This window comes from Streptomyces peucetius, from assembly GCF_025854275.1.
Classification (GTDB): Bacteria; Actinomycetota; Actinomycetes; order Streptomycetales; family Streptomycetaceae; genus Streptomyces; species Streptomyces peucetius_A.
Map to the genome: position 1 here is coordinate 2,189,855 of NZ_CP107567.1, position 24,805 is coordinate 2,214,659.

23 protein-coding genes and 1 other RNA gene are annotated in these 24,805 nt (G+C 72.8%); 13 read left to right on the forward strand and 11 right to left on the reverse strand.

Features of this window, described 5'->3' with window-relative positions; translation table 11 throughout:
• Window positions 1–40: 40 nt before the first annotated feature.
• A complete protein-coding gene (locus tag OGH68_RS10055) occupies window positions 41–1,672 on the reverse strand; it encodes an alkaline phosphatase D family protein (RefSeq protein ID WP_264243024.1) in 1,632 nt (543 codons plus the stop codon).
• Window positions 1,673–1,804: 132 nt separating this feature from the next.
• Between OGH68_RS10055 and OGH68_RS10060 the strand changes: the two genes are divergently transcribed.
• The 5 genes from OGH68_RS10060 (at window position 1,805) to OGH68_RS10080 (ending at window position 5,737) form a co-directional block, all read left to right on the forward strand.
• Complete coding sequence (locus OGH68_RS10060) at window positions 1,805–2,608, forward strand: SDR family oxidoreductase (RefSeq protein ID WP_264243025.1); 804 nt, start codon at window positions 1,805–1,807, stop codon at window positions 2,606–2,608.
• 153 nt (window positions 2,609–2,761) lie between these two features.
• Window positions 2,762–3,085, forward strand: coding sequence for a MazG-like family protein (locus OGH68_RS10065; protein ID WP_264243026.1), 324 nt, complete (start codon window positions 2,762–2,764; stop codon window positions 3,083–3,085).
• A gap of 108 nt (window positions 3,086–3,193) precedes the next feature.
• A complete protein-coding gene (locus OGH68_RS10070) occupies window positions 3,194–3,649 on the forward strand; it encodes a DUF6083 domain-containing protein (RefSeq protein ID WP_264243027.1) in 456 nt (151 codons plus the stop codon).
• Window positions 3,650–3,852: 203 nt separating this feature from the next.
• Window positions 3,853–4,563, forward strand: coding sequence for a tRNA-dependent cyclodipeptide synthase (locus tag OGH68_RS10075; protein WP_264243028.1), 711 nt, complete (start codon window positions 3,853–3,855; stop codon window positions 4,561–4,563).
• Complete coding sequence (locus OGH68_RS10080) at window positions 4,550–5,737, forward strand: cytochrome P450 (protein WP_264243029.1); 1,188 nt, start codon at window positions 4,550–4,552, stop codon at window positions 5,735–5,737. The genes OGH68_RS10075 and OGH68_RS10080 overlap by 14 nt, the downstream gene beginning before the upstream one ends.
• 100 nt (window positions 5,738–5,837) lie before the next feature.
• On the opposite strand, the gene rnpB is transcribed toward OGH68_RS10080, so the two are convergent.
• Window positions 5,838–6,241, reverse strand: an RNA gene (rnpB, locus tag OGH68_RS10085) — RNase P RNA component class A.
• A 172-nt stretch (window positions 6,242–6,413) separates the two neighbouring features.
• Here rnpB and OGH68_RS10090 point away from each other — a divergent pair.
• Together OGH68_RS10090 and OGH68_RS10095 are read left to right on the forward strand one after the other, a co-directional pair.
• Entirely contained in the window at window positions 6,414–7,196 is a 783-nt protein-coding gene (locus OGH68_RS10090) for a MerR family transcriptional regulator (protein ID WP_264243030.1), read from the forward strand.
• Window positions 7,193–8,023 carry a hypothetical protein gene (locus tag OGH68_RS10095; RefSeq protein WP_264243031.1) on the forward strand — a complete coding sequence of 277 codons (831 nt, stop codon included), beginning with the start codon at window positions 7,193–7,195 and terminating at the stop codon, window positions 8,021–8,023. Before OGH68_RS10090 ends, OGH68_RS10095 begins: the two co-directional genes overlap by 4 nt.
• Here the strand turns inward: OGH68_RS10095 and OGH68_RS10100 are convergent.
• Window positions 8,010–9,452, reverse strand: a complete 1,443-nt coding sequence (locus OGH68_RS10100; protein ID WP_264243032.1) for an RNB domain-containing ribonuclease — start codon at window positions 9,450–9,452, stop codon at window positions 8,010–8,012. The genes OGH68_RS10095 and OGH68_RS10100 overlap by 14 nt on opposite strands.
• Before the next feature lie 109 nt (window positions 9,453–9,561).
• On the opposite strand from OGH68_RS10100, the gene yaaA reads away from it, so the two are divergent.
• Both yaaA and OGH68_RS10110 read left to right on the forward strand, forming a co-directional pair.
• Window positions 9,562–10,362, forward strand: coding sequence for a peroxide stress protein YaaA (gene yaaA / locus OGH68_RS10105; protein WP_264243033.1), 801 nt, complete (start codon window positions 9,562–9,564; stop codon window positions 10,360–10,362).
• 67 nt (window positions 10,363–10,429) lie between these two features.
• On the forward strand, window positions 10,430–11,062 hold the full coding sequence (locus OGH68_RS10110) for a bifunctional 4-hydroxy-2-oxoglutarate aldolase/2-dehydro-3-deoxy-phosphogluconate aldolase (protein ID WP_264243034.1): 633 nt from the start codon (window positions 10,430–10,432) through the stop codon (window positions 11,060–11,062).
• A 247-nt stretch (window positions 11,063–11,309) separates the two neighbouring features.
• Here the strand turns inward: OGH68_RS10110 and OGH68_RS10115 are convergent, their stop codons facing one another.
• From OGH68_RS10115 to OGH68_RS10130, 4 genes are all read right to left on the reverse strand, one after another.
• A complete protein-coding gene (locus OGH68_RS10115) occupies window positions 11,310–12,587 on the reverse strand; it encodes a bifunctional RNase H/acid phosphatase (protein WP_264243035.1) in 1,278 nt (425 codons plus the stop codon).
• A complete protein-coding gene (locus tag OGH68_RS10120; protein ID WP_264249996.1) occupies window positions 12,587–13,330 on the reverse strand; it encodes a zinc ribbon domain-containing protein in 744 nt (247 codons plus the stop codon). Before OGH68_RS10120 ends, OGH68_RS10115 begins: the two co-directional genes overlap by 1 nt.
• Window positions 13,327–14,169, reverse strand: coding sequence for a Nif3-like dinuclear metal center hexameric protein (locus OGH68_RS10125; protein WP_264243036.1), 843 nt, complete (start codon window positions 14,167–14,169; stop codon window positions 13,327–13,329). Before OGH68_RS10125 ends, OGH68_RS10120 begins: the two co-directional genes overlap by 4 nt.
• Before the next feature lie 77 nt (window positions 14,170–14,246).
• Window positions 14,247–15,284 carry an ABC transporter substrate-binding protein gene (locus OGH68_RS10130; RefSeq protein ID WP_264243037.1) on the reverse strand — a complete coding sequence of 346 codons (1,038 nt, stop codon included), beginning with the start codon at window positions 15,282–15,284 and terminating at the stop codon, window positions 14,247–14,249.
• Between the two features lie 185 nt (window positions 15,285–15,469).
• Here OGH68_RS10130 and OGH68_RS10135 point away from each other — a divergent pair, with 185 nt between their 5' ends.
• Together OGH68_RS10135 and OGH68_RS10140 are read left to right on the forward strand one after the other, a co-directional pair.
• Window positions 15,470–16,717, forward strand: coding sequence for a hypothetical protein (locus OGH68_RS10135; protein WP_264243038.1), 1,248 nt, complete (start codon window positions 15,470–15,472; stop codon window positions 16,715–16,717).
• 464 nt (window positions 16,718–17,181) lie between these two features.
• On the forward strand, window positions 17,182–18,078 hold the full coding sequence (locus OGH68_RS10140; RefSeq protein WP_264243039.1) for a sigma-70 family RNA polymerase sigma factor: 897 nt from the start codon (window positions 17,182–17,184) through the stop codon (window positions 18,076–18,078).
• Between the two features lie 227 nt (window positions 18,079–18,305).
• On the opposite strand, the gene OGH68_RS10145 is transcribed toward OGH68_RS10140, so the two are convergent.
• Genes OGH68_RS10145 through OGH68_RS10155 form a run of 3 tightly spaced genes read right to left on the reverse strand, consistent with a single transcriptional unit; the run spans window position 18,306 to window position 21,218 of the window.
• A complete protein-coding gene (locus OGH68_RS10145; RefSeq protein ID WP_264243040.1) occupies window positions 18,306–19,250 on the reverse strand; it encodes a 3-oxoacyl-ACP reductase in 945 nt (314 codons plus the stop codon).
• 11 nt (window positions 19,251–19,261) lie between these two features.
• Window positions 19,262–20,338 carry a Zn-dependent alcohol dehydrogenase gene (locus tag OGH68_RS10150; protein ID WP_264243041.1) on the reverse strand — a complete coding sequence of 359 codons (1,077 nt, stop codon included), beginning with the start codon at window positions 20,336–20,338 and terminating at the stop codon, window positions 19,262–19,264.
• A 22-nt stretch (window positions 20,339–20,360) separates the two neighbouring features.
• Complete coding sequence (locus OGH68_RS10155; RefSeq protein WP_264243043.1) at window positions 20,361–21,218, reverse strand: MaoC/PaaZ C-terminal domain-containing protein; 858 nt, start codon at window positions 21,216–21,218, stop codon at window positions 20,361–20,363.
• Window positions 21,219–21,499: 281 nt separating this feature from the next.
• Between OGH68_RS10155 and OGH68_RS10160 the strand changes: the two genes are divergently transcribed.
• The gene (locus OGH68_RS10160; RefSeq protein ID WP_264243044.1) at window positions 21,500–22,630 is read left to right on the forward strand and encodes a sensor histidine kinase; all 1,131 of its coding nucleotides are present in this window, start codon (window positions 21,500–21,502) and stop codon (window positions 22,628–22,630) included.
• Window positions 22,631–22,639: 9 nt separating this feature from the next.
• Complete coding sequence (locus tag OGH68_RS10165; protein WP_264243045.1) at window positions 22,640–23,281, forward strand: response regulator transcription factor; 642 nt, start codon at window positions 22,640–22,642, stop codon at window positions 23,279–23,281.
• 21 nt (window positions 23,282–23,302) lie between these two features.
• On the opposite strand, the gene OGH68_RS10170 is transcribed toward OGH68_RS10165, so the two are convergent.
• A complete protein-coding gene (locus OGH68_RS10170) occupies window positions 23,303–24,739 on the reverse strand; it encodes an MFS transporter (RefSeq protein ID WP_264243046.1) in 1,437 nt (478 codons plus the stop codon).
• Between the last annotated feature and the right edge of the window lie 66 nt (window positions 24,740–24,805).

The following is a 24,805-nucleotide window of genomic DNA, read 5'->3' on the forward strand; positions in this document are numbered from 1 at the left end:
CGGATGATCCACACCCCGTGATCGCAACCAAATACTCACCCTAGACGGCTTGCAGGCCGGGATTGCCGGCCTCGGTCACGAACGAGGCCGTCGTGGTGACCGGCGCGTCCGGTGTGGTCACCGCGGCGACCGTGCGGAAGTCGGCGCGCGCCTGCTGCCGGTCGAGAGTGACCGTCACATAGCCGCGTCGGCCGTTGTAGAACCGCATGTGCGGGTTGGCCCGGGTGTAGGTGTCCCAGGTGGCCGGCTTGTCGGCGCCGTCCTTGCCGCTGGAGATCGAGGTGGCGACGATCTCGGTGCCGACGACCTCCGCCCCGGGCGTCTCGTAGTCGCGCTTGATGTCGTACGCGTAGGCGACGTGCACGTCACCGGTGAGGACCATCAGGTTCTCGACGCCGGCGGACCGGGCGCCGTCGAGGACGCGGTCGCGGGAGGCGGGGTAGCCGTCCCAGGCGTCCATGCTGAGCCGGGGGTCGTCGCCCAGGTCCAGCGCGCGCCGGGAGAAGTTGACCTGCTGCGGCACGACGTTCCAGGTGGCGGCGGAGGCCCGCCAGCCGTCGATGAGCCAGCGCTCCTGCTGGGCGCCGGTCATGGTGCGCGACGGGTCCTCCGACTCGGGCCCCGAGACGTGTGCCCGGTCGCCGTACGCCTGGTCGGAGCGGTACTGGCGGGTGTCGAGCACGTCGAACTGGGCGAGCTGCCCGTAGTGCAGCCGGCGGTACAGCTGCATGTCGGGGCCGACGGGCTGCTGGGGCGCGCGCAGCGGCATGTTCTCCCAGTACGCGCGGTACGCGGAGGCCCGGCGGAGCAGGAACTCCTCCGGCGGTACGCCGTTCTCGGGCGTCCCGTCGGCGTAGTTGTTCTCCGTCTCGTGATCGTCCCAGGTGACGACGAAGGGGTGGGCGGCGTGGGCGGCCCGGAGGTCGGGGTCCGACTTGTAGAGGCCGTAGCGCAGCCGGTAGTCCTCCAGGGTGACCGTCTCGCGGTTGAAGTGGGCCGGCAGGACGCGGTCGGTGTAATTGCGGGCGCCGCCCGCGGAGTTCACGGCGTACTCGTAGAGGTAGTCGCCGAGATGGAAGACGACGTCGACGTCCTCGGCGGCGAGGTGCCGGTAGGCGGTGAAGTAGCCGTCGTGGTACGCCTGGCAGGACACGGCGGCGAGCTTCAGTCCGCCGAGGGCGGCACCGGGCGCGGGCGCGGTGCGGGTGCGCCCGGCGGGGCTGATCCAGGTGCCGGTGCGGAAGCGGTAGTAGTAGACGCGGTCCGCCTCCAGGCCGACGGCCTTGACGTGGACGCTGTGGTTGAACTCGGGGTGGGCGGTGACGGACCCCCGCTTGGCGATCCGGGCGAAGGCGGCGTCGTACGCGACCTCCCACTGGACCTGGACGCTCGCCTGCGGCAGGCCGCTGCCCGGTTCGTACGGTTTCGGCGCGAGGCGCGTCCACAGGACGACGGAATCGGGCCGGGGGTCGCCGGAGGCGACGCCCAGGGTGAAGGGGTCCTCGGTGATCTTCCGGCCGTTGACAGTCCTGGCGTGCGCGGTGCCGGGCAGGTTGACCGAGAAGGCCAGCGTCGCGGCGGCGGCCGTGGCGGTGAGGATGGTGCGCCGGCCGAGATGCCGGGCTGCCGCAGCTCTGAGCTCGGCCGAATGGGCGGTGTGCGCGGGTGTCATGTGGCCCTCCCCTGACGGCTGTTGTCAGCCGCATTGGAGCCGGAGCCGACGAATCCGCGTTGTCGCGGACACAACATCCGCATGTCGGTCGGATGAGATCCGTGTGCGACGCATGCGCGTACGCTGCGGGCCATGAAGTCAGTGGCGAGGATCGCGGTGGTGACAGGCGCGGGCTCCGGCATCGGCCGGAGCGTCGCGCTCGAACTGGTACAAACAGGACAGGGCGCGGCCGCCGGTTCGAGGGTCGGCCCGAAGTGGTCAGTGGCCCTCGCCGGTCGGCACAACGAGACGCTCGAGGAGACCGCGGCGCTGATCCGCGCCGCCCGGCCGGACGCCGAGCTGCTGTGCGTCCCGACGGACGTGACGGATCCCGAGGCGGTCGCCGCGCTCTTCTCCGCCGTCCACGAGCGCTACGGCCGGCTGGATCTGCTGTTCAACAACGCGGGCACGTTCGGCCCCGGCGGTGTGCGCTTCGAGGACCTGGAGTACTCCGCCTGGCGCAAGGTCGTCGACACGAACCTGAACGGCGCGTTCCTGTGCGCACAGGCAGCGTTCCGCCTGATGAAGGAGCAGACACCGCAGGGCGGCCGGATCATCAACAACGGCTCGATCTCGGCGCACACGCCGCGCCCGAACTCCGCGCCGTACACCGCCACCAAGCACGCGCTCACCGGGCTGACCAAGTCCCTGTCACTGGACGGCCGGCCCTACTCGATCGCCTGCGGCCAGATCGACATCGGCAACGCGGCCACCGACATGACGAGCGCCATGCAGTCGGGCGTCCTCCAGGCGAACGGTGAACTGTCCCCGGAGCCGGTGATGGACGTGAGCGACGTGGCGCGGACCGTGCGCCACATGGCGGAACTGCCGCTGGAGGCGAACGTGCAGTTCGCGACGGTACTGGCGACGAACATGCCGTTCATCGGGCGCGGCTGACCGCTCCCCGCCGGCCGGCTCGCACCCGGGACGGCGTCCGGTTCCGCCGTCACCCGTGCAGCGAGCGGCCGTACGCCGGCTCCGTGCCCCATCCGTGCGGCGGGCGCCGGGAATTGGACCGCACGCGGGCCAGTCCGTGACAGGCTGGCGCGCATGGAGCGCACGGATCAGAGCTGGGAGAGCGTGGAGCGCCTGCACGCCTGGCTGCGGGAGAGCAACACGTACCCGCCGGAGCAGGAGGTGCTGCTGCGGGTGCTGAAGCTCTCCGAGGAGGTCGGCGAGGTCGCCCAGGCGGTCATCGGCGCGAAGGGGCAGAACCCTCGCAAGGGCACCACGCACAGCTGGCAGGACGTGGAGTCCGAGCTGTGCGACGTGATCATCACGGCCATGGTGGCGCTGCGCACGCTCACCCCGGACGCGGCGGGGACCTTCACCTCCCGTCTGGACCATGTGGTGAACCGCTCCCTGGGTGACTGACCGGCCACGCGTCGCAGGTCGTGCGTGTGGTTTCAAGTCCGTCCCACTCGGAAGACTTTCCGTGGGGAAGGAAAGCGCACGCCGCAACGGACCAGTGGGGGGCCGGAGTTGGGCTTTCGATGCGCCGCGTGCGACGGCCCGGGCGCCCGCTGGGACGCCGGCCGGCGCACCGCTCTGTGCCCACCGTGCGAGCACACCGGCCGTACGGCCGGCCGTGAGCCCGTCCGGCTGGGCGACGTCCTGACCGCCGCGGGGGGCGACCCCGCGTTCGCCGCCCTGAGGGAGCGCTGCGGCCCCCGCCGCACGTCCTGCCGGTACTGCGGCGCCACCGCCGAGTGGCACCGTACGGCCGACGGCCGCTGGATGCTGATGGAGCCGGGCACGCACCCCGCCGAATCCGTGCCGCCGGGCCGCCGCCGGCACACCGCGGCCGACCCCCGCACCGCCGCGCCGACCGGTCTCTGCCGCGTGGGGCACGCCGACGTCTGTCCGGCGCGCTCGGCCCCGCCCGACACTCCGGCCCTGCTCGCCCTGTGGCGGCGGAACGCGCGGCAGTGGGTATGAGCAGCGAGCCGGGGGCCGCTCCATCGGCCTCCGCACCGCAGGCGAAAAGGTGATCGTTCAACCGCCTTGTCCGACAGGTGAGTTACTGCCCGGTCGGTGTGGATCTCGGAATCTTCATTGAGTACTGTCCGTGACGCCGTCGCCACACCAGGGGCACAGGGCCCCGAAGGGACTAGCGACGGCGTGAAGGACCAAGACCTCTGTTGACCACTGCAGTTGAACTCTTCACCGTCCGGCCCTACACACCGCACTGCCGGGTCATCCATGACGAGGGCGAGCACGCCGTCATCGGCATATCGCCGGGGAACTCGTACTTCTCCGCCCGTCGCGTCACGGATCTGGCCCACTGGGGCGCCCGCCACTTCCGCCGGGTCGACCTCGTCTACACCGACCTGCACGTCGCCGACATGTACGAAGCGCTCGGCTACCCGCCCGACGACGCGCGCCGCAAGGCCGTGAAGAACCTCCGGGGCGTACGGGCCAAGGTCACCAACGCCGCCCGGGACGCCGACCCCGCGGGCGGCCGCGTGAACGCCCGGCCCGTGTCGGAGCTCGCGTCGCACCCGGCCTACCGCGAACTCCACGACCACTTGGGCAACCTGCTCGCGACCGACGCCGAGTTCCGCACGACCTGCGACGCGCTGGTCGACACGTTCCTCTCGTCGAAGGTCCTGGGCGGTGCGCAGAGCACGGCCCGCCAGCGCGAGGTCTGCCTCCAGTACATCGCCGCCGAAGCCCCCTTGTTCCTCGACACCCCGGCCATCCTCGGCGTCTCGTCCTCCCTGAACTGCTACCACCAGGCGCTCCCCCTGGCCGATCTGCTGTACGCCCGCGGCTCCGGCCTCCGCGCATCCCGCAACCAGGGACACGCCATCGTCACTCCCGCCGAAGGAGACCAGCGTGACCAGCACTGACACCCTGCTCGACTTCCCGTTCTCCGCACGCGGCGACCGTCTCCCGCCGCAGATCGAGGACCTGCGCGCCGAACCGGTCAAGCGCGTGCGCACCATCGCCGGCGACGAGGCATGGCTCGTCTCCTCGTACGCCCTGTGCAAGCAGGTCCTCGAGGACTTGCGGTTCAGCCTCAAGGACACCTCCGCCCCCGGCGTGCCCAGGCAGTACGCGCTGACCATTCCGCCGGAAGTGGTCAACAACATGGGCAACATCACCGGGGCCGGGCTGCGCAAGGCGGTGCTGAAGGCCATCAACCCCAGGACCGGAGGACTCACGGACTGGATGCGCGGCCACGCCGAGGCCCTGGTCGACGAGCTCATCGATCAGGGCCCGCCGGTCGACCTCCGCGGCCGGTTCACCAACCCCTACGCCGAGCATCTGCACTGCCGCATCCTCGGCATACCGGAGGCCGACGCGCCGCGCCTCGCCGCCAGTCTCGACATCGCGTTCATGAACTCGGCGTGTCCCGTCACGGGAGCACGCCTGAACTGGGACCGCGACATCGGCTACATGGTCGCCCGGCTCGACGATCCCGAGACCACCGGACTGATGGCCGAACTCGCCGCCCTTCGGGGCCTGCCCGAGTACGCGCACCTCACCGACGAGATGCTCGCCACCGTGGGCGTCACCATGTTCGGCGCGGGCGTCATCTCCACCATGGGCTTCCTGACCATGGGGATCTTCTCCCTCATGCAGCACCCTCAGGTGTGGGAGCAGCTCCGGAGGAACCCGGAGAAGATCCCGGCCGCCGTGGACGAACTGCTGCGCGTCAACCTGTCCATCGCCGACGGTCTGCCCCGGCTGGCCCTCGAGGACGTCGTACTCGGCGGCACCCTGGTGAGGCGCGGCGAACTCGTCCTCGTCCTGGTCGAGGCCGCGAACACGGACCCGGGCGCGTTCCCCGACCCGCACCTCGTCGACATCGACCGGCCCGAGGCGAGCACGCACCTGTCGTTCGGCGGAGGCGCGCACTACTGCCCGGCCACGGCCCTCGGGAAGAAGCACGCGGAGATCGCGATCGAGGTACTCCTCGAGAGGATGCCCGGCCTGCACCTGGCGGTCCCCGTCGACCAGCTCGTGTGGCGCACCGGATTCATGAAACGCATTCCCGAACGCCTGCCCGTCGCCTGGTAGCGCACGACCGAATCGGCACGGCGCACCCGCCGGCTCCGGCCTCACGGCCGGGGCCGGCACAGGCAGGCAGACGGGCAGGCGGGCGTTGAGCGTTGGGCGGCAGACGAGTCGGGCTGTACGCCGGGTTCTGTGCACCCGGGACCTCGCGGTCGTCGGGGCGACGGCCATCCATCTAGGACCGGCGTTGCCACCGGCCTCGTGCGGTCTACCCGCGGACTCGGGCGGGCAGCCCTCATGCGTCCGCGCAGGACCACCTTGCGGCGGTCCCTCTTGACCTTGCTCCGGGTGGGGTTTACCTAGCCGCCTGAGTCACCTCAGGCGCTGGTGGTCTCTTACACCACCGTTTCACCCTTACCGAGGACCGAGGCCCCCGGCGGTCTGCTTTCTGTGGCACTGTCCCGCGGGTCACCCCGGGTGGCCGTTAGCCACCACCCTGCCCTGTGGAGCCCGGACGTTCCTCGGGAGCCCCCTGTCGGGACCTCACGCGGCCGTCCGCCCGGCTCGTCTGCCGTGAGGACCATGCTACCTGCCGTTTCGGAGGGCTCAGCCGCCCGCCGTCCGCGTGATCGGGGGCTTCACCTCGGCCGGGGCACACGGCCAAGGAAACGCGGCGGCATTCCGTGCGGTCTCCCGGCTCGCTTGACCTTGTCGCAGCGTCAACGTTTCTACTGGTCGCATGCGAATCGGAGAGATCGCCGCCCTCGTCGGGGTGACGCCCCGCACCGTCAGGCACTACCACCACCTCGGGCTGCTGCCCGAACCCGTCCGCCGCCCCAACGGGTACCGGGAGTACAGCGTCCGCGACGCCGTACTGCTCGCGCGGATCCGGCGGCTGACGGAGCTGGGGCTGGGGCTCGACGAGGTGCGGGACGTGCTCGCGGACGACGCCGGACGGGATCTCGTCGAGGTGCTGGAGGAACTGGACGAGGACCTGGCCCGGCAGGAGGCGCTGATCCACGGGCGGCGGGCACGGCTTGCCGTGCTGCTCGCGCAGGCCCGGAGCGGCGAGCTGACCACGGAGGGGCCGGTGTCGCCGCGGCTGGCGGAGGTGTTCGGGGACATGGCCCGCGCGTCCGCCGGGCTGCCCGGTCCGGAGCCCGCGATGGCGGCGAAGGACCGTGAACTGCTGGCGCTGCTGGACACCGTGGCGCCCGAACCGGAACAGGAGAGGCTGATGGGGGCGATGCGCCGGATGACCGAGGCGCCGGAGGCGATGGAGCGGGCGTACGCCCTGTACGAGGAGATGGACGCACTCGCCGACGCGGATCCGGCCGATCCCCGGGTGGAGGCCACGGCCCGGTCCCTCGCGGCGATCCTGCCCGACGACATCGTGGCGAACCTGGGGGCGAACACCGTGCCGGACGACGGGTTCATGGACGCCTTCTTCGCCGAATTGCCGCCCGCCCAGACGGCGGTCGTGACCCGTGCGCTGGAGCTGCTGGTGGAGCGTGCCCGGTGAGCCGGCTGCCGCGGGCGCTGCGGACCGTCGCGTACGCGGTGCTGCCCGCCGAGGTGCTGCTCACTGTCTGCCTGGTGGGCGGTGTGGCGGTCCCGCTGCCCGTCCTCGCCGCCGCGGAGGCCGCCGTCGTGCTGCTGCTCGCCGCCGAGGCGTTCGCGTACGTGGCGCTGCGCAGACGCGGCCTGACCGGGCGGGAGGCGGTGGCGGAGCTGGTGCCCGTACCAGTGCTGCGGCTGGTGGGCCACGAGCTGCGGCTGATGCGCAGCCTGTTCCTGTGGGCGGGGCGTCGCCGCGACGGGGTGGGGCCCGGCGATCTGCCCTTCGGGCACGCGCGGGACCAGGCCGCGATGATGTACGGCTTCACGTTCGTGTGCGTCGTGGAGACGGTGGGTGTGTCGTTTCTGCTGAGGGACTATCCGAGGGTGCACGCCGTGCTGCTCGTCGTCGACATCTACACGGTGCTGTTCATGCTGGGGCTGCAGGCGGCTGCCGTGACCCGTCCCCACGTTCTGTCGTCGGACACGCTGCGGCTGCGTCAGGGCGGCCACGTAAACCTGCGGATACCGCTGGAGCGGATCGCGGACGTCCGGTACGAGCCGCTCTTCACGCACAAGGGGCGGGACGGCGTGCTCGATCTGATGGTGGCCGCGCAGACCTCGGTGACGCTGGAGCTCTCCGAGCCGGTCACCCACGTCGGCCCGCTGGGACGGGAGAGGTCCGTCCGCACGGTCCGCTTCCACGCCGACGACGCGAGGGCCCTCGCGAAGGCGCTGCGGGGGGCGGTGAGCGCCCGACGCCCGGAGGCGGAGCCGGTCACGCCGGCGTGAACCGCACCTTCGCCCGCTGCGGGTCCGCCTCGGTGAGCCGGACCCGCAGCCGCTCCCCCAGGGGCAGCGGAGCGCCGTCGCCGTCGACGCGCGCCACCACCGCCGGGTCCTCGAGGTGGACGGTGCCGGCCGACGGGTCGTTCTCCTTCACGTCCACGACGACCGCGTCGAACAGTTCACCGATCCGGTCCCGCAGCACCACGGCCTCGACGATGTCGAGGCATTCACGTTCGACGGTGTTGCCGCGCCGGGAGCCTTCCGCCATCTCCTTCGGGAGCGCGTCGAGCGCCGCGCTCACCCACTCCGGCGGCTCCCGGCCCGCCACGGCGGCGACGCACAGCTCGCCCGCGTACCGGTCGACGAGCCGGCGCAGCGGGGCCGTGCAGTGGGTGTACTCGGCCGCGACCGCCGCGTGAACCGCGGGTACCGGCAGCACGCCGCCCGTGAACGCCGTGTACCCGGCGCCGCGCAGCAGCGTCGTGCACTCCTGCAGGAAGGCGGCGTTGCGCGGCTCGGCCGGATCGAGGGAGCGGACGAGCTCCGCGTACGAGACGTGGTGCGGCCACTGGACGTGCAGGGCCTTCGCGCAGCGGCGCAGGCGCGCCACGGCTCCGTCGGGTGCGGTCGGCAGGGTCCGCAGGATGCCGGTGCCGTACGCGGTCATCAGGTCGGCGGCCGCCATGCCCGTGAGCAGGGAGATCTGGGCGTTCCAGCCCTCGGCGGGGCGCGGGGCGCGGTAGGCGAGGACGTAGGTGCCGCCGCTTTCGTCGATCTCCTGCTCGGGCACGTTGAGGGAGATGCCTCCGCGCTCGATCTCGAGCGCCTCGCGCCGCTTGCCGATGTCCCTCAGCAGTGCGAGCGGTTCCTCGGCGGTGCCGGTGTCGATCTGCCGCTGCGCTTCTTCGTAGTCGAGCCTGACGCGGCTGCGGACGAGCGCGCGGCGGACATGGGCGGTGACCGTGCGCCCCTCGCCGTCGAGGTCGATCCGCCACAGCAGCGTGGGGGTGGTCCGGCCGGGGAGCAGACTCGCGGCGCCCTCCGAGAGGGCGGGCGGATGGAGGGGCACCTTCTCGTCGGGGAAGTACAGGGTCTGCACCCTGCGGTGGGCCTCCGTGTCCAGCGCGCCGCCGGGTGTCACGAAGGCGGCGACGTCGGCGATCGCGTAGTGGACGCGGAAGCCTCCGCCGTCGCGGCGGGCGAGGTGCATCGCCTGGTCGAGGTCGACGGACCCGGGCGGGTCGATGGTGAAGAAGGGGAGGTCCGTGGCGTCCTCCTCGGGCAGCCGCGGCTCCCGCGCCGCCGCCTCGGCCTCCGCGAGGGCCGCCGCCGGGAAGTCGCCCGGCACGTCGAGCGTCGTGCGCAGCTCACGCAGGGCGGCGCGCAGCGGAGCCTCGGCTGCGCCGGTCACGTTCATCTGGCGGCGGGGCATGGACCGAGCGTAGGCCGGGGCGGGGGTGGTGGCATTTCGGTGGCCCGGGCCCTTTGTAGTCTGGCGCGGGGCCGCACCCCCGCCCGTGTTCGTACGAAGGAGACCTGCCGTGCTTGTCCTGTTGCCGCCGTCGGAGGGCAAGGCCGCTTCCGGCCGCGGGGCTCCGCTGAAGCCGGAGTCGCTGTCGCTGCCGGGGCTCGCGGAGGCGCGGGCCGCCGTGCTGGACGAACTCGTCGAACTCTGTGCCGCCGACGAGGCGAAGGCGCAGCAGGTGCTCGGGCTGAGCGAGGGCCTGCGCGGCGAGATCGCGAAGAACGCGGAGCTGCGGACGGCGGGCACGCGGCCGGCCGGTGAGATCTACACGGGCGTGCTGTACGACGCGCTGGGCCTGGCCACGCTCGACGCGGCCGCCCGGAGGCGGGCGCGGCAGTCGCTGCTGGTGTTCTCCGGGCTGTGGGGCGCGGTGCGGGTCGGCGACCGTATCCCGTCGTACCGCTGTTCGATGGGGGTGAAGCTGCCGGGGCTCGGCGCGCTGGGCGCCCACTGGCGGGGCCCGATGGAGTCCGTGCTGCCCGAGGCGGCCGGCGGCGGGCTGGTGCTCGATCTGCGCTCGTCGGCGTACGCGGCGGCATGGAAGCCGAAGGGTGAGGTGGCGGGCCGTACGGCAACGGTGCGGGTGCTGCACTCCCAGATGGTCGACGGGGTGGAGAAGCGCTCGGTGGTCAGCCACTTCAACAAGGCGACGAAGGGCCGGATCGTACGGAGCCTGCTCGAGGCGGGCGCGGCGCCGAAGTCCCCGGCGGCGCTGGTGGAGGCGCTGCGGGACCTCGGATACGCGGTGGAGGCGGAGCTTCCGGCACGGGGCGGCAAGCCGTGGGGTCTGGACGTGATCGTGTCCGAGATCCACTGAAAGCTTTTTCGTTGCATTCTCTGCAACGGTCGTTGCGGAGTGTGCTCGGCGCGGGCAGGATGACGCCATGTCCTCCGTGCTCGACCTCGCCCCCGTGATCCCTGTCGTCGTCATCGACGACGCCGCCGACGCCGTGCCGCTGGCACGCGCCCTCGTCTCCGGCGGACTGCCCGCGATCGAGGTGACGCTCAGGACCCCGGCCGCGCTCGACGCGATCCGCGCGATCGCGGCCGAGGTCCCTGACGCGGTCGTCGGCGCCGGGACGGTGATCTCCGCGGAGCACGTCTCCTCGGCGATGGCGGCCGGGGCACGTTTCCTTGTCAGCCCCGGGTGGACGGACACGCTGCTGGACGCCATGCGGGCGTCCGGGGTGCCGTTCCTGCCGGGCGTCTCGACGACGTCCGAGGTCGTGGCACTGCTGGAGCGCGGCGTGCGCGAGATGAAGTTCTTCCCCGCGGAGGCGGCCGGCGGCACGCCCTACCTCACGTCCCTCGCCGGCCCCCTCCCCCAGGCGCGCTTCTGCCCCACGGGCGGTGTGTCGCTCGCGTCCGCACCGGCGTATCTGGCGCTGCCGAACGTGGCGTGCGTGGGCGGCACGTGGATGCTGCCGACGGACGCGGTACGGGCCGGGGACTGGGCCCGGGTCGCCGCCTTGGCCCGCGAGGCGGCGGGCCTGGGCGCACGGCCCGCGGGCACGTAGCGCCGCGCCCACTTGCCGGCCCCGTCGGGGCTCCGCCCCGAGCCCCGCGCCTCAATCGCCGGCAAGGCTGGGTGTGCCCGGCTGGGCTGGTTTGCCGCGAAGCGGCAATTCCAGCCCGGCCGGCGCTTGAGGCCACCGCGCCAAGCGCGGTGCCGGGGCCCGGGGGCGCACCCCCCGGTTTCGGGAAGGGGCGGGGTGGGGGCAGGCCCGCCGTAGGCGGGCCCGCGACCGCGGCCGCACCGCGGGGTCAGCGCAAGTGCGACGTGTCGTTCAGCAGCCGCAGCGACGCGTTGGCGTCCGCGTAGTACGCCACCGCCGACAGCGACGCCGCCGACAGCTCCATGCGGAACAAGGACTCGGGCGGCGCCCCCAGTGCCAGGCGGACCAGAGTCTTGACCGGGGTCACGTGGGTGACCAGCAGGACCGTGCGGCCCTGGCAGCGTGCGAGGAGTTTGTCACGCGCCGCGGCGACCCGTCGCGCCACCGTCGCGAAGCTCTCGCCGCCGCCCGTCGGCACCGCCTTCGGGGAGGCGAGCCACGCGTCGAGGTCGTCGGGGTACCGCTCCCGTACCTCCGCGTACGTCATGCCCTCCCACGCGCCGAAGTCGGTCTCGCGCAGGCCCTCTTCGAGGGTCACGTCGAGGCCGAGCCTCGCGGCGACCGCGTCCGCCGTCTCGCGGCAGCGCCGCAGCGGGGAGCTGACGATCTCCTGGATCGTGCCGCGCTCGGCGAGCGCCGCGGCGACGGCGTCGGCCTGGCGGCGGCCCACTGCCGACAGCACCGGGTCGCTCCCGCCGCTGCCGGAGAAGCGCTTCTCGGGGGTCAGGACCGTCTCCCCGTGCCGGAGCAGCACGAACGTGGCGGGCAGCCCCAGGTCGGGCGGGCCCCACCCCGGCACGGGGGCGGCCGCGGGGGCCGGATCCGCCAGGGCCGTGGCCGCCTGCGTGCCGGGGGCGGCAGGGGCGGGGGCCGCGGGAGCGGGCTCCACGACCGCCGCCCGCCCCATCGCCGCCCGCGCCTTCGCCGCGCCGGCCGCAGCGTCGCCCACCACCCGTGCCGCCTCCGCGTCACGCGCGTCGAGCGCCGCCATGGAGCGCGACGGCTCCCACTGCTTGCCCTGCCTGCCCGCGTCCATCGCCTCGTTGGCGAGCCGGTCCGCGTGTTTGTTGCGCTCGCGCGGGATCCACTCGTACGTGACCTGGCCGGGCGGGAAGACCCGCGCGGCCTCGGCGGCGAGCGGCTTCATGTCGGGGTGCTTGATCTTCCAGCGGCCGGACATCTGCTCGACGACCAGCTTGGAGTCCATCCGTACGCGGACGGTCGCCTCCGGGTCGAGTGCGTGGGCGGCCCTGAGCCCGGCGACCAGACCCTTGTACTCGGCGACGTTGTTCGTCGCCACGCCGATGTACTCGGCGGCCTCGGCGAGGGCCGCCCCGGAGGCCGGGTCGAGGACGACCGCGCCGTAACCGGCCGGGCCGGGGTTTCCCCGGGAGCCGCCGTCGGCCTCGACGACGAACTCCCGCATCAGAGTCCCGACTCGGACGTACGGACGAGGATGCGGCGGCAGTTCTCGCAGCGCAGCACCGTGTCGGGCGCGGCGGCGCGGACCTCGTTCAGCTCGGTGATGTTCAGCTCCAGCTGGCAGCCCTCGCAGCGCCGCTGGAACAGCCGGGCCGCTCCGACGCCGCCCTGCTGGACGCGCAGCTTCTCGTACAGCTTCAGCAGGTCGGCCGGGACGGATCCGGCGACGACCTCGCGCTCCTTGGTGACGGACGCTGCCTCGCCGTCGATCTCCTCCTGCGCGGCGTCCCGGCGGGCGGTGGCGGCGTCGACCTTGCCCTGCACGGAGGAGACCCGCTCGGTCAGCTCGGCGACGCGCTCCTGCACGGACTCACGGCGTTCCATGACCTCGAGGACGATGTCCTCGAGGTCGCCCTGGCGCTTGGCGAGGGAGACGATCTCGCGCTGCAGGTTCTCCAGGTCCTTCGGCGAGGTGATCGCTCCGGAGTCAAGACGCTGCTGGTCTCGGGTGGCGCGCTGGCGCACCTGGTCGACGTCCTGCTCGGCCTTGGTCTGCTCGCGAGCGGTGTCGCTCTCCTCCGTCTGAGCGGCGACGAGCAGGTCGCGCAGCTGGGTGAGGTCCTTGGTCAGCGACTCGATCTCGGCGTGCTCGGGCAACGACTTGCGCTTGTGCGCGAGCTGCGCCAGTCGCCGGTCGAGGGCCTGGACGTCGAGGAGTCGGATCTGGTCGGCGGGCGCTGCGTTCAGTTGGGGGCTCCAGAAGGTGAATCGTGATGGGCGGACCAGGGGTCGGTGACCGTCTTCGAGACGTGGACCCGCAGGTCCCAGCCGTGCCGGTCGGAAATCTCGTCGAGCTGTGCCGCGGCCTGTTCGCACCAGGGCCATTCGGTGGCCCAGTGCGCGGCGTCGACCAGGCCGAGCGGCGAGTGCTGAGTGGCCTCCGAGGCCGGGTGGTGGCGCAGGTCGGCCGTGAGGAAGGCGTCGACACCGGCTGCCCGTACCTGGTCGAAGAGGCTGTCGCCGGAGCCGCCGCTGACCGCGACGGTGCGGACGAGGGCGTCCGGGTCGCCGGCGAGGCGGATGCCCTGCGCGGTGGCGGGCAGGCGCTTCGCGGCGCGCGCCGCGAACTCGCGCAGCGTCTCGGGGCGGTCGAGTTCGCACACCCGGCCGAGGCCGCGACGCCCGTTCGGGTCGGTGGCGTCGGGCACCAGGGGGCGGACCACGCGCAGGTCGAGCGCGCCCGCGAGGGCGTCGGAGACACCGGGGTCGGCGGTGTCGGCGTTGGTGTGCGCGACCTGCAGGGCGATGTCGTTCTTGATCAGCGTGTGCACGACCCGGCCCTTGAAGTGACCGGCCGCGACCGTCGTCGTACCGCGCAGATAGAGCGGGTGGTGGGTGACGAGCAGGTCGGCGCCGAGCTTCACCGCTTCCTCGACGACCTCCCGGACGGGGTCGACGGCGAACAGCACGCGGGTGACCGGGGCGTCGGGGTCTCCGCAGACCGTGCCGACGGCGTCCCACTGTTCGGCCCGCTCGGGGGGCCACAGGGCGTCGAGCTCGGCGATGACTTCAGACAGACGGGGCACGCAGCAAAGGCTACCTGCCCCGCCCGTCCGCGCGGTGTGCGCCTACTTCACCGCGCCCGCCTCATGAGAGACCGCGCCTACTTCACGAGGAAGCCGCGGAGGTCGTCGAGGACCTCGTCGGCGGCGGTGACACCGAGCCCGAGGTACCAGGTCTCGTCGGGAACGTCCTTGGCCTGCCCCGCCTTGACGGCCTTCAGGTCCTTCCACAGCGGGTTGGACTCGGCGGTGTCGCGCTTGGTCTTCGATGGATCGCCGTAGACGCCCGTGAAGATCCAGTCGGCGTCGGCCTCGTCCATCTTCTCCGGGCTGATCTCGGCGGCGAGGTCGTTGATCTGCTGGTTCTGCGGGCGCGGGACGCCGGCGTCCTTCAGGATCGTGCCGATGAAGGAGGCCTGCGCGTAGAGGCGGATCTTGCCCGGCATGTAGCGGAGCATGGTGACGGTCGGCTTCTTCTCGCCGAGGTCCGTGCCGAGCTGCTTCGCCTTCTTCTCGTACGCGGCGAGCTTCGCCTCCGCCTCCGCCGTCCTGTCGAGCGCGGCGGCGTTGAGGAGGTAGTTCTCCTTCCAGGTGAAACCGGGGCGGATGGAGAAGACGGTCGGAGCGATCCGGGACAGCTCCTTGTACTTGTCGCTCGCCCGCAGCTGGCTGCCGAGGATCAGGTCGGGCTCGAGGGCGGCGATGGCCTCCAGGTTGAGGCTGTTGATGGTGCCGACGCTCTTGGGGGTGCCCGCGGTCTTCTTCAGGTACTCGGGGATGCCGTCGTCGCCCTCGGTCGGCGCGTAGCCGACCGGCTCGACGCCGAGGGAGGCGACGTTGTCCAGCTCGCCGACGTCGAGGACGACGACCCGCTTGGGCTCGGCCTTGATCTCCGTGGTGCCGAGCGCGTGGGTGATGGTGCGCGGGAACTCGCCGGGCTCGGCGTCCGTGCCCATCGCGGCGGTCTTCTCGGCCGCGTCACCGAAGTCCTTGCCGCCCTGGGCCACGGCCTTCTTGCCGCCGTCGTCCGCCTTCGCCCCGGTGTCCTCACCGGCGTCGCCGCCGGTGCCGCAGGCGGTGAGTGAGAGTGCGGCGGCGAAGGCGACTGCGGCGGCTGCACCGCGGCGGCGTAGGGACATGTCGTGCTCCTGATCTGCGAACTTAGGTGGCCCTTACCTTAAGCACGGCCCGGGTGGGCAGCACAACCGCCCCCTCGTTCTCAGGCAAATCGGTACATGGCCACCCTTATGTGTGAAGAGGCGTGGGTCGTGTTGTTCGGCAGGAAGTGCGATACCTAGCTTCGGTTGCCGGAGGTGAGGCATCGATGACAGCCCTGGCCATCGAGACCGCCGCACGGGACAAGGCTGTGGCGGACAACGACGGTACGGACGGCGCCGACGGTCCAAAGGACGCGGAGGGCGCGGAGCCCCCGGCGGGAGCCGGACGACCGGGCATCACGATCACCGCGGACGGCACGTACGGAGCACGCCTCGCCGGGACGGGCGACGCGCTGTTCCCCGAGCGCTGGACGCTCGACGGGCCCGAGCCGTACGCCGTTCCGCTGCCGCTCGACCAGCCGGAGGAGCCTGAGGCGCAGGTGCTGCCGCTCGCCGACGGCCGGGTCCTGATTTGCCGTCGCGTCGCGGAGCGGCACACCCTCTCACTGCTCTACCCGACCGGTCCCGCGACGGGCGAGGTGGCCCTCGGGGCCGTCACCGCCGAGGAGTTGACGCTGCTGCCGCCGTCGCCGGACGGCATCCGTGCCTACGCCCTGGCGCCCGGCGAGCGTTCGTCCTGCATCTGGCTGGTGGCGGGCGGCGCGGGCGGTCCCGAGCACATCGCGGACGTGACCGGGCACTGCTCGGGCGGCGCGTGGCTGGACCGTACGGGCCGACTGCTCGCACTCGACCGCAGGCAGCCGGACGGCGGGCCGGTGAAGACCGTCGCGGTCGATCTGGCGCGGGGCGGCGAGGTGACGCCGCTGCTGCAGATCACCGAGGACAGCGACGACCGGCTGCTGCTCGCGGACGCCGACAGCGGTCTGCTGCTGGTCCGTTCGAACGCGCCGTGTCCCGGCCAGGACCTGCTCGGCTGGGGCGTGCTGGGCAGTGCGCGTCCGGTGCGGTTCCCGCGGAGCCTGCGCCTGCCGGACGCGCTGGTGACGCCGTTCGCCGTACAGCCGGGGCAGGTTCTGATGCCGGAGAGCTGTGCGGTGGCCCTGCGGATCGACGGCGCGGCGGGCAGCTGGCTGGGCGTATGGCGCCCCGACGAACGGACGCTGCATCACATGGCTTCGCCGCGAGGGTGGTTGACCGGGTCCGGGACATGGAGCCGGGACGGCGTGCTGCAACTTCCCTGCGCCACTGGGTCGATGCCCTGCCAAGTGGTGCGGACCCAGGCGCCGCCCCTTGCCGTTCCCTCTGCAGAAACCTATCCCCCTGGGTCGGCCACAGAACCGGCACAACCGGAAGCCGCAGGTGGGGAACCGTGCGAAGGTTCCGTCAGTCCTGTTGTGTGCAGGCCGGTTCCCTTGCAGCAGGCACCGCTCACCGGCCGCGACGCCCGTGGTTAGACTCACGGGCCGGGGTGACCGGGCCACGGGTTCCACAGGTGCGGCCGGGCACCCTGCTACACACGTACGCAGCGATCACACGGGGTGACTTCCCACATGTCTGAAGCCCGAACCGACACGACCCACGAGCGCCCGCAGCCTGCGGCCGCCGGGCGGGGCGACGGCGGTGGTGCCGGAAAGCACCGGGGCGGTGCGGCGACGGAGGACGCGGCGACGCAGCCGCACGGCCGGCACCGTCGCCCGTCGGGTTCCGACGGGTCGTAACGACCCTGCCGCCGCAGTCGAGCGGCGGAGCACGTCCGAGAGGGGCGGTCAGAGCCGGAACGGGCTCCGTCCGCCCCTCTTCCGTTGCGCGGGGCGCGGTCGGTGGCCGGGTTCGCGATTCGCGGTCACGCACCACTAAATTTTCGGGAGTACTGCACGGCCTGCCTTCTGTGACACCCCGCGAGCGAGGAGTGGGACCGATGGACGAGAACGCAGCGCTGATCGACCGCTTCGAGGAGGACCGGGGTCGGCTGCGGGCCGTGGCCTACCGGATGCTCGGCTCGGTCAGCGAGGCCGAGGACGCGGTGCAGGAGACCTGGCTGCGCGTCAGTCGCGCCGACACCGGCAGTGTCGAGAACCTCAGCGGCTGGCTGACCACGGTGGTGTCCCGGATCTGCCTGAACATGCTGCGCAAGCGCGAGTCACGGCGTGAGGAACCGCTCGAGGTACGGGCGCCGCAGCCGGCCACCGGTCCCGAGGACGGGAGCGACCCCGAGCAGGAGGCGCTGCTGGCCGACTCGGTCGGCGTGGCGCTGCTGGTCGTGCTGGACACGCTGGCGCCGGCCGAACGGCTCGCGTTCGTCCTGCACGACCTGTTCGCCGTGCCGTTCGACGAGATCGGCCCGATGATCGAGCGTTCGCCGACCGCGGCGCGACAACTCGCGAGCCGCGCCCGCCGCCGGGTCAAGGGCGGCGCGGCCGCCCCGGCGCCGGACGCCGATCTGGCGCGGCGGCGCCGGGTCGTCGAAGCGTTCCTGACGGCGACACGGGGCGGGGACTTCACCGCGCTGCTCTCCCTGCTCCACCCCGACGTGGTGCTGCGCGCCGACAAGGCGGTCGTCCCCAGCCCCGAACCGATCGTCGTCCACGGCGCCCGGCCGGTCGCCAAGGGCGCGATGGCCGCGATGGGGCGTGCCCGGTACACGGGCGTCGCGCTGGTGGACGGCACGGTCGGCCTCGTGATGGCGCCGCAGGGCCGGCTGTCGGTGGCGCTGACCTTCGCCGTCGCCGCCGATGGATCGATCACCGGCATCGAGGTCATCGCGGAGCGGGAGCGGCTGGCGGAGCTGGAGGTGGCGGAGCTGGGCGACGCGTGAGCCGGGCGGGGTGGGGCGGGTCCGCTGCGCGGGGCCGTTTCCCCACCCCGCCCCTTCCCGAAACCGGGCTCCGCCCGGACCCGGTACCGCGCTTCGCGCGGTGTCCTCAATCGCCGGACGGACTGCACAGCAGCCCCGCCGACGATTGAGGCGCGGGGGTCCGGGGGAGGAGCCCCCGGTTGGGAAGGGGCGGGGTGGGGTGGGGGGGAACGGTCCCGCAGGGCTGGCTAGCCCCGGCGCAGTGTCAGGATCTCCGGTGATGCGAACGTCTCGCCCCGCGGGCGGCCCGCGAAGTACGGGGTCAGCGTCTCGTCCAGTTCGGCGTACGTGAAGGCGTCCTTCGCCGTGTCGTACTTCGCCGCCACCCGCGGGCGTTCCATCACCGCCACCATGCCGCCGTGGACGACCAGCAGGCGGCCGTTGACGCCGGCCGCCGCCGGGGAGGCGAGGTAGCCGACGAGGGGGGCCACGTGTTCCGGGGAGAGCGGGTCGACGGTGCCGTCCTGCGGCGGTGGGGCGCCCTGGAAGACGTCCTCCGTCATCCTGGTCCGCGCCCGTGGGCAGATGACGTTCGCCGTCACGCCGTACTTGGCCAGGGCCGACGCCGTGGACGTCGTCAGGCCGACGATCCCGCCTTTGGCCGCCGCGTAGTTCGGCTGGCCGGCCGAGCCCGCGAGGAACGCCTCGGAGGAGGTGTTGACGATCCGGCCGTACACCGGCCCGGCGCCCGACGCCTTGGCGCGCATGCGCCAGTGCTCCGCGGCGAAGCGGGTGGTGTTGAAGTGGCCTTTGAGGTGGACCCGGATCACCGCGTCCCACTCGTCCTCGCTCATCGAGAAGACCATCCGGTCGCGCAGGATGCCCGCGTTGTTGACGAGGACGTCCAGCTTGCCGTACTCGCGTACCGCCAGGTCGACCAGGGCGCGGGCCGTCTCGAAGTCGGCGACGTCGCCGAGGTGGGCGGTCGCGCGGCCGCCCACCGCGCGGATCTCCTCGGCGACGGACTCGGCGGGTGCGGCGGATGACCCGCCCGTGCCGTCGCGCCCAGGCTGCCCGTAGTCGTTGACGACGACGGCCGCGCCGAGCCGGGCGAGTTCCAGGGCCTCGGCCCGGCCGAGACCGCGACCCGCGCCCGTGACGATCGCGCTCAGGCCGGCGAGGGGAAGGGACATGGCGGGGCTCCTCACAGCTCGACGCAGGTACGCAGGGCCTCGCCGCTGCGCATCTGGGCGACCGCGTCGTTGATGCCGGCGAGCGGTACGCGGTGGGTGATGAGGCCGGCCAGGTCGATGCGGCCGGCCCGCCACAGGGCTGTGGCGCGCTCGTAGGAGCGCAGCACGTCCCCGCCGCCGTACATGGACGGCAGGATGCGCTTCTCGTCGAAGAACAGCTCGAACATGTTGAGTTGCAGGTGGTCGTCCATGGCTCCGGCGCCGACGACGCACAGTGTCCCGCCGCGCCGGGTCGTCTCGTAGGCGGTGCGGGCCGTCGCCGACCTGCCGACGACCTCGAAGACGTAGTCGAAGCCCTCCCCCGCGGTGATCCGCTGCTTCGTGTCGGCGAGCCCGTCCGGAGACACCGCCTCCGTCGCGCCGAACCGCAGTGCCGCCTCCCGCCTGGACTCGACCGGGTCGACGGCGACGATCTGCGCCGCACCCCGGACCTTCGCGCCCTGGATCGCGGAGATGCCGACGCCGCCGCAGCCGATGACGGCGACCGACGAACCGGTCTCGACCTCGGCGGTGTTGATCGCCGCGCCGAGGCCGGTGGTCACGCCGCAGCCGATGAGGGCGGCGATGTCGAAGGGCACGTCGTCGGGTATGGGCACGGCGCAGCCGGCGTCGACGACGACCTCCTCGGTGAAGGTGCCGGTTCCGGCGAAGCCGAAGACGTCGCCGCCCTGCCTGCGGAAGTTGGGGGTGCCGGCGTTCATGAAGCCGGCGAGGCACAGATGGCTCTGGCCGCGCCGGCAGGCGGGGCAGCCGCCGCACGCGGGCAGCCAGCACATCAGCACCCGGTCGCCGGGGGCGAGGCCGGTGACGCCGTCGCCGGCCTCGAGGATCTCGCCGGCGCCCTCGTGGCCGGGGACGAAGGGCGCGGGCTGGGGAAGTACGCCGTTCATCGCGGAGAGGTCGGAGTGGCACAGTCCGGTGGCCCGGATCCGTATCCGCACCTTGCCCGGGCCGAAGCCCACCGCCTCGACGTCGTCGTGGACTTCGAGCTTGCCCTGGCCGATCTCGTGCACTACGGCTGCGCGCATGACACGTCCCTTCAGCAGGCTGTCACAGGGTCTCTACGAGGGTGTCGGCGAGGACCGGGGCGTCGTCCCGTTCGACGGCGGCCACCGTCACCCGCACGCGGCCGTCGTCGCCCCGCCACATGCGGATGCGGAGGGTCTCGCCGGGTAGGACCACGCCCGCGAAGCGTGCGGTGTACGAGCGGACACGGGTGACGTCTCCGTCGAGGAGCGTGTCGACGACCGCCTTGAGGGTCATGCCGTAGGTGCACAGGCCGTGCAGGATCGGGCGGTCGAAGCCGGCGAGTTTCGCGGACTCGGGGTCGGCGTGCAGCGGGTTCCAGTCGCCGGAGAGCCGGTAGAGGAGGGCCGCGTCCTCGCGGACGGCGCGCTCGACGGTCCGGTCCGGTGTCCGCTCCGGGGGCGCCGTCCGCGTGGAGGGGCCGCGTTCGCCGCCGAAGCCGCCTTCGCCGCGTACGAAGATCTGGGAGTCGTTGGTCCACAGCGGCCCGTCGTCGTCGGCCGCCTCGGTGCGCAGGACGAGGATCGCGGCCTTGCCCTTGTCGTACACGGCGGCGACGCGCGTGGTGGAGGTGGCCGTGCCCTTGACGGGGATCGGGCGGTGCAGCTCGACCCGCTGGCTGCCGTGGAGGACGGCGGCGAGGTCGAAGTCGAGGCCGGGCACGGAGAGGGCGCCCACCACGCCCGTGCCCGCTCCGGCGACGGTGGCGAAGCTCGGCAGCACGTGCAGCCGGGATTCGAGGGTGTAGCGCAGTTCGTCGGGGTCGGTGGCGGGACGCCCGGCGCCGACGCCGAGGTGGTAGAGCTGGATGTCCTTGTGGTCCCAGGTGATGGTGGTGGAGCGGGGCTCCGCGGCGACGGCCCTTGCGGCATCGATGGGCATGGGGCTGCTGCTCCTCGAGGAGTGGAAGACCTCGGCGCGGTCGTCCGCACCGTCGGCCGCACCGAGGTCGTACGGGACCGGCCGGGCGAGCCCGTTCTAGAACGCGTTCTAGGCCGATGGGCTCCTGTATAGCGCGGCCCCCGGCAGTTGTGAAGACGGCTGACGGTATGTCAGGCAGCGCCCCCGGGCCGCCGCGCGGGCTCCGCCCGGGACATTTGTCACCGGCAGGTCCGTACGGACGGATCTGCCGGGTGCCCCTGCCCGGTCCGTAGCGTCGGGCCATGAACAGCTCCAGGACGCTTTCCAGGACGCCCCAGAGCGGCCGGCCCATGGCGGCCGGCCCGCCGACCGGGTTCACGATGCTGCCGTGGCTGCTGATGGGCCTGGGCGCCGTCGCCAACCTGCTCAAGGGAGAGACGCCCAACCCCTGGGTCGGCGGACTCGGGGTGCTGGTCTTCAACTCCCTCTACATCGCCGTCGTCTTCCGCGCCTTCGACGACACCAGACGCGACGCGGCCCCGACCCGCTGGGCCCTGGCGGCGCTCGCGGCGATCACCTTCGCCCTCGCCGCCGGCTACGGCGGCAACTGGCTGCTCTTCTTCCCCCTCCTCGGCCTGGCCGTCGGCGCGGCCCTGCGCGGCCCGCTGCTCGGGTGGGTGGTGGTCCCGCTGTGCCTCGCCGCGGGGGCCGTCGCCGCCTGGCGGGACGGCTGGGACGCGATCGGCGTCGTGTACGGCACGTTCATCTCGTCGATGGTCACCGCCGCCGTACTGGCGCTCTCCGACACGGTCAGGGAACTGCGCGCCACCCGCGCGGAGCTGGCGCGCAGCGCCGTCGAGCAGGAACGGCTGCGCTTCTCCCGCGACCTGCACGACCTGCTGGGCCACACCCTGTCGGTGATCGTGGTCAAGGCGGAGGCCGCCCGCCGGCTCGGCGGGCGCGACATGACGGAGGCGCTGACCCAGATCCGTGACATCGAGGCGGTGGGCCGCCATGCCCTCACCGAGATCCGCGAGGCCGTCACCGGCTACCGCGAGGGCAGTCTGACCGCCGAGCTCGGCCGGGCCCGCGACACCCTGACGACGACCGGGGTCGAACCGGTGGTGCGCCTGTCCGGTCCGCTGCTGGAACCGGAGGCGGAAGCGCTGCTCACGTGGGTGGTGCGGGAGTCGGTGACCAACGTCGTACGCCACGCCGGGGCGTCGCACTGCGAGATCGCCCTGACCGGCACCACCGAACACGTCCGTCTCACTGTCACGGACGACGGGCGCGGTCCCGGCCCCTCCGACGTGCCCGGCAGCGGTCTGCGGGGCCTCGCGGAACGGCTGGCCGCGGCGGGCGGCACGCTCGCGTCGGGCCCGTGCCCGCAGGGCGGGTTCCGGGTGACGGCCGAACTGCCGGTCCGGTCGTAACCTGAGCCCATGGACGAGATGCCCCGCGAGCACAGACCCGCCGCGTCGGTACGGGTGCTGCTCGCTGAGGACCAGGGCATGATGCGCGGCGCGCTCGCGCTGCTGCTGGGGATGGAGCCGGACATCGACGTCGTCGCGCAGGTGGGGCGCGGCGACACGATCGTGGAGGCGGCGCTCACGTCCCGGCCGGACGTGGCCCTGCTGGACATCGAGCTGCCGGGCCGCAGCGGCCTGGACGCCGCCGCCGACCTGGCGCGGGAGGTCCCGGACTGCCGGGTGCTGATCCTCACCACCTTCGGCCGGCCCGGCTATCTGCGGCGGGCCATGGAGGCGGGGGCGGCCGGCTTCCTCGTCAAGGACGGGCCGGTGGAGGAACTGGCGCAGGCGATCCGGCGGGTGCTGACGGGCGAGACGGTCATCGATCCGGCGCTCGCGGCCGCGGCGCTCGGCGCCGGCCCGGACCCGCTCACCGCCAGGGAACGGGACGTCCTGAACGCGTCGGTGGACGGGGCGACGGTCGCCGACATCGCGGCGGCGCTGCGTCTGTCGGAGTCGACCGTACGGAACTATCTGTCGTCGGCGATCGGCAAGACCGGCACCCGCAACCGCATGGAGGCGATGCGGGTGGCCCGCCGGCAGGGCTGGCTGTAGCCCGGTCCGCGGAGAGCGGCCCTACGCCCGGTCCGCCGCGGGACGCGGCAGCCACAGCAGCATCAGCACCGCGGCGGCGAGCAGCACCCCCGTGCCGGTACGGAACGCCAGCGCGTAACCGGCCGTCAGCGACTCGGGGTCGGTGGCGCCGCCGGAGCGGGAGGCCGCGACCGTGGAGAGGATCGCCAGGCCCAGCGCACCGCCCATCGTCCGCGAGGTGTTGATCAGGCCGGACACCAGGCCCGCGTCGTCGGGCGCAGCACCGGAGGTCGCGAGCGAGGCGAGCGGGGTGGCGACCAGGCCGATGCCGGCCATCATCAGTACGCCGGGGCCGGCGATCGCCGTCAGGTACTCGCCGTTGGCGTCCATCGCCGACTGCCAGCCGAAGCCGGTGGCGGCGATCAGCGCACCGAGGACGGCGACGTTACGGGCGCCGCCCCTGGCCATCAGCGGCGGCGCGAGCTTGGAGCCGACGATGACGCTCACCGAGCTGGGGATCAGGGCGAGCCCGGCCTCGAGCGGCGTGTAGCCGAGGACGTTCTGGGCGTAGACGGTCATGAAGAACCACATGGCGAACGCGGCGGAACCGGTCACCAGCATGGCCACGTTGGCGGCGGAGACCGCCCGCGAGCGGAACACCTTGAGCGGCATGAGCGGAGCCTTCGCCCGGGCCTCCACCGCCAGGAACGCACCGAGCAGCGCGAGCCCGCCGAGCAGCGGCAGCAGGGTCACGGCCTCGCCCCACCCCGACTCCTCCGTCTGCACGATGCCGTACGCGACAGCAGCCAGACCGCCGGTCGCGAGGACCGCGCCGGGCAGGTCGAGCCTGCGGCTCTTGCCGGTACGGCTCTCGGTCAGCCACACGACGGCGGCCGCCAGCACCAGCACGCCCACGGGGACGTTGATCAGGAGCACCCAGCGCCAGGACAGCAGGTCGGTCAGCACACCGCCGACGAGCCCGCCGGCCGCGCCTCCCGCCGCGCCGACGGCCGCCCAGGTGGCGATCGCCCGGGTACGGGCGGGGCCCGGCGGCACGGCCGCGGTGATGATGGTCAGCGTGGCGGGCGCCAGCACGGCCGCGCCGAGCCCCTGCGCACCGCGGGCCGCCAGCAACTGCCAGCCCTCCTGCGCCAGTCCGCCCGCGACGGACGCGGCGGTGAACAGGCTCAGCCCGACCAGGAACATCCGCTTGCGGCCGAACATGTCGGCCGCCCGGCCGCCGAGGAGCATGAATCCGGCGAACGCGATCGAGTACGCGTTCAGCACCCACTGCAGCCCGGTCGGCGACAGCGCCAGGTCCGCACGCATCGACGGCAGCGCTACATTGACGACGGACACGTCGAGCACGACGAGGAACTGCCCGGCGCACGCGGCGGCGATCACCGCCCAGGTGCGCGGGGACGGCATGGCGGAAGCGGGCCGGACGGGCTCTTGTGTCTTCGATGCGGGACGGACCATGGGCGTCATGGTCGCAGGCCGGGGGCGGTCCGTACATGCTGATTTCGACGTAGCCCGCCGGGACCG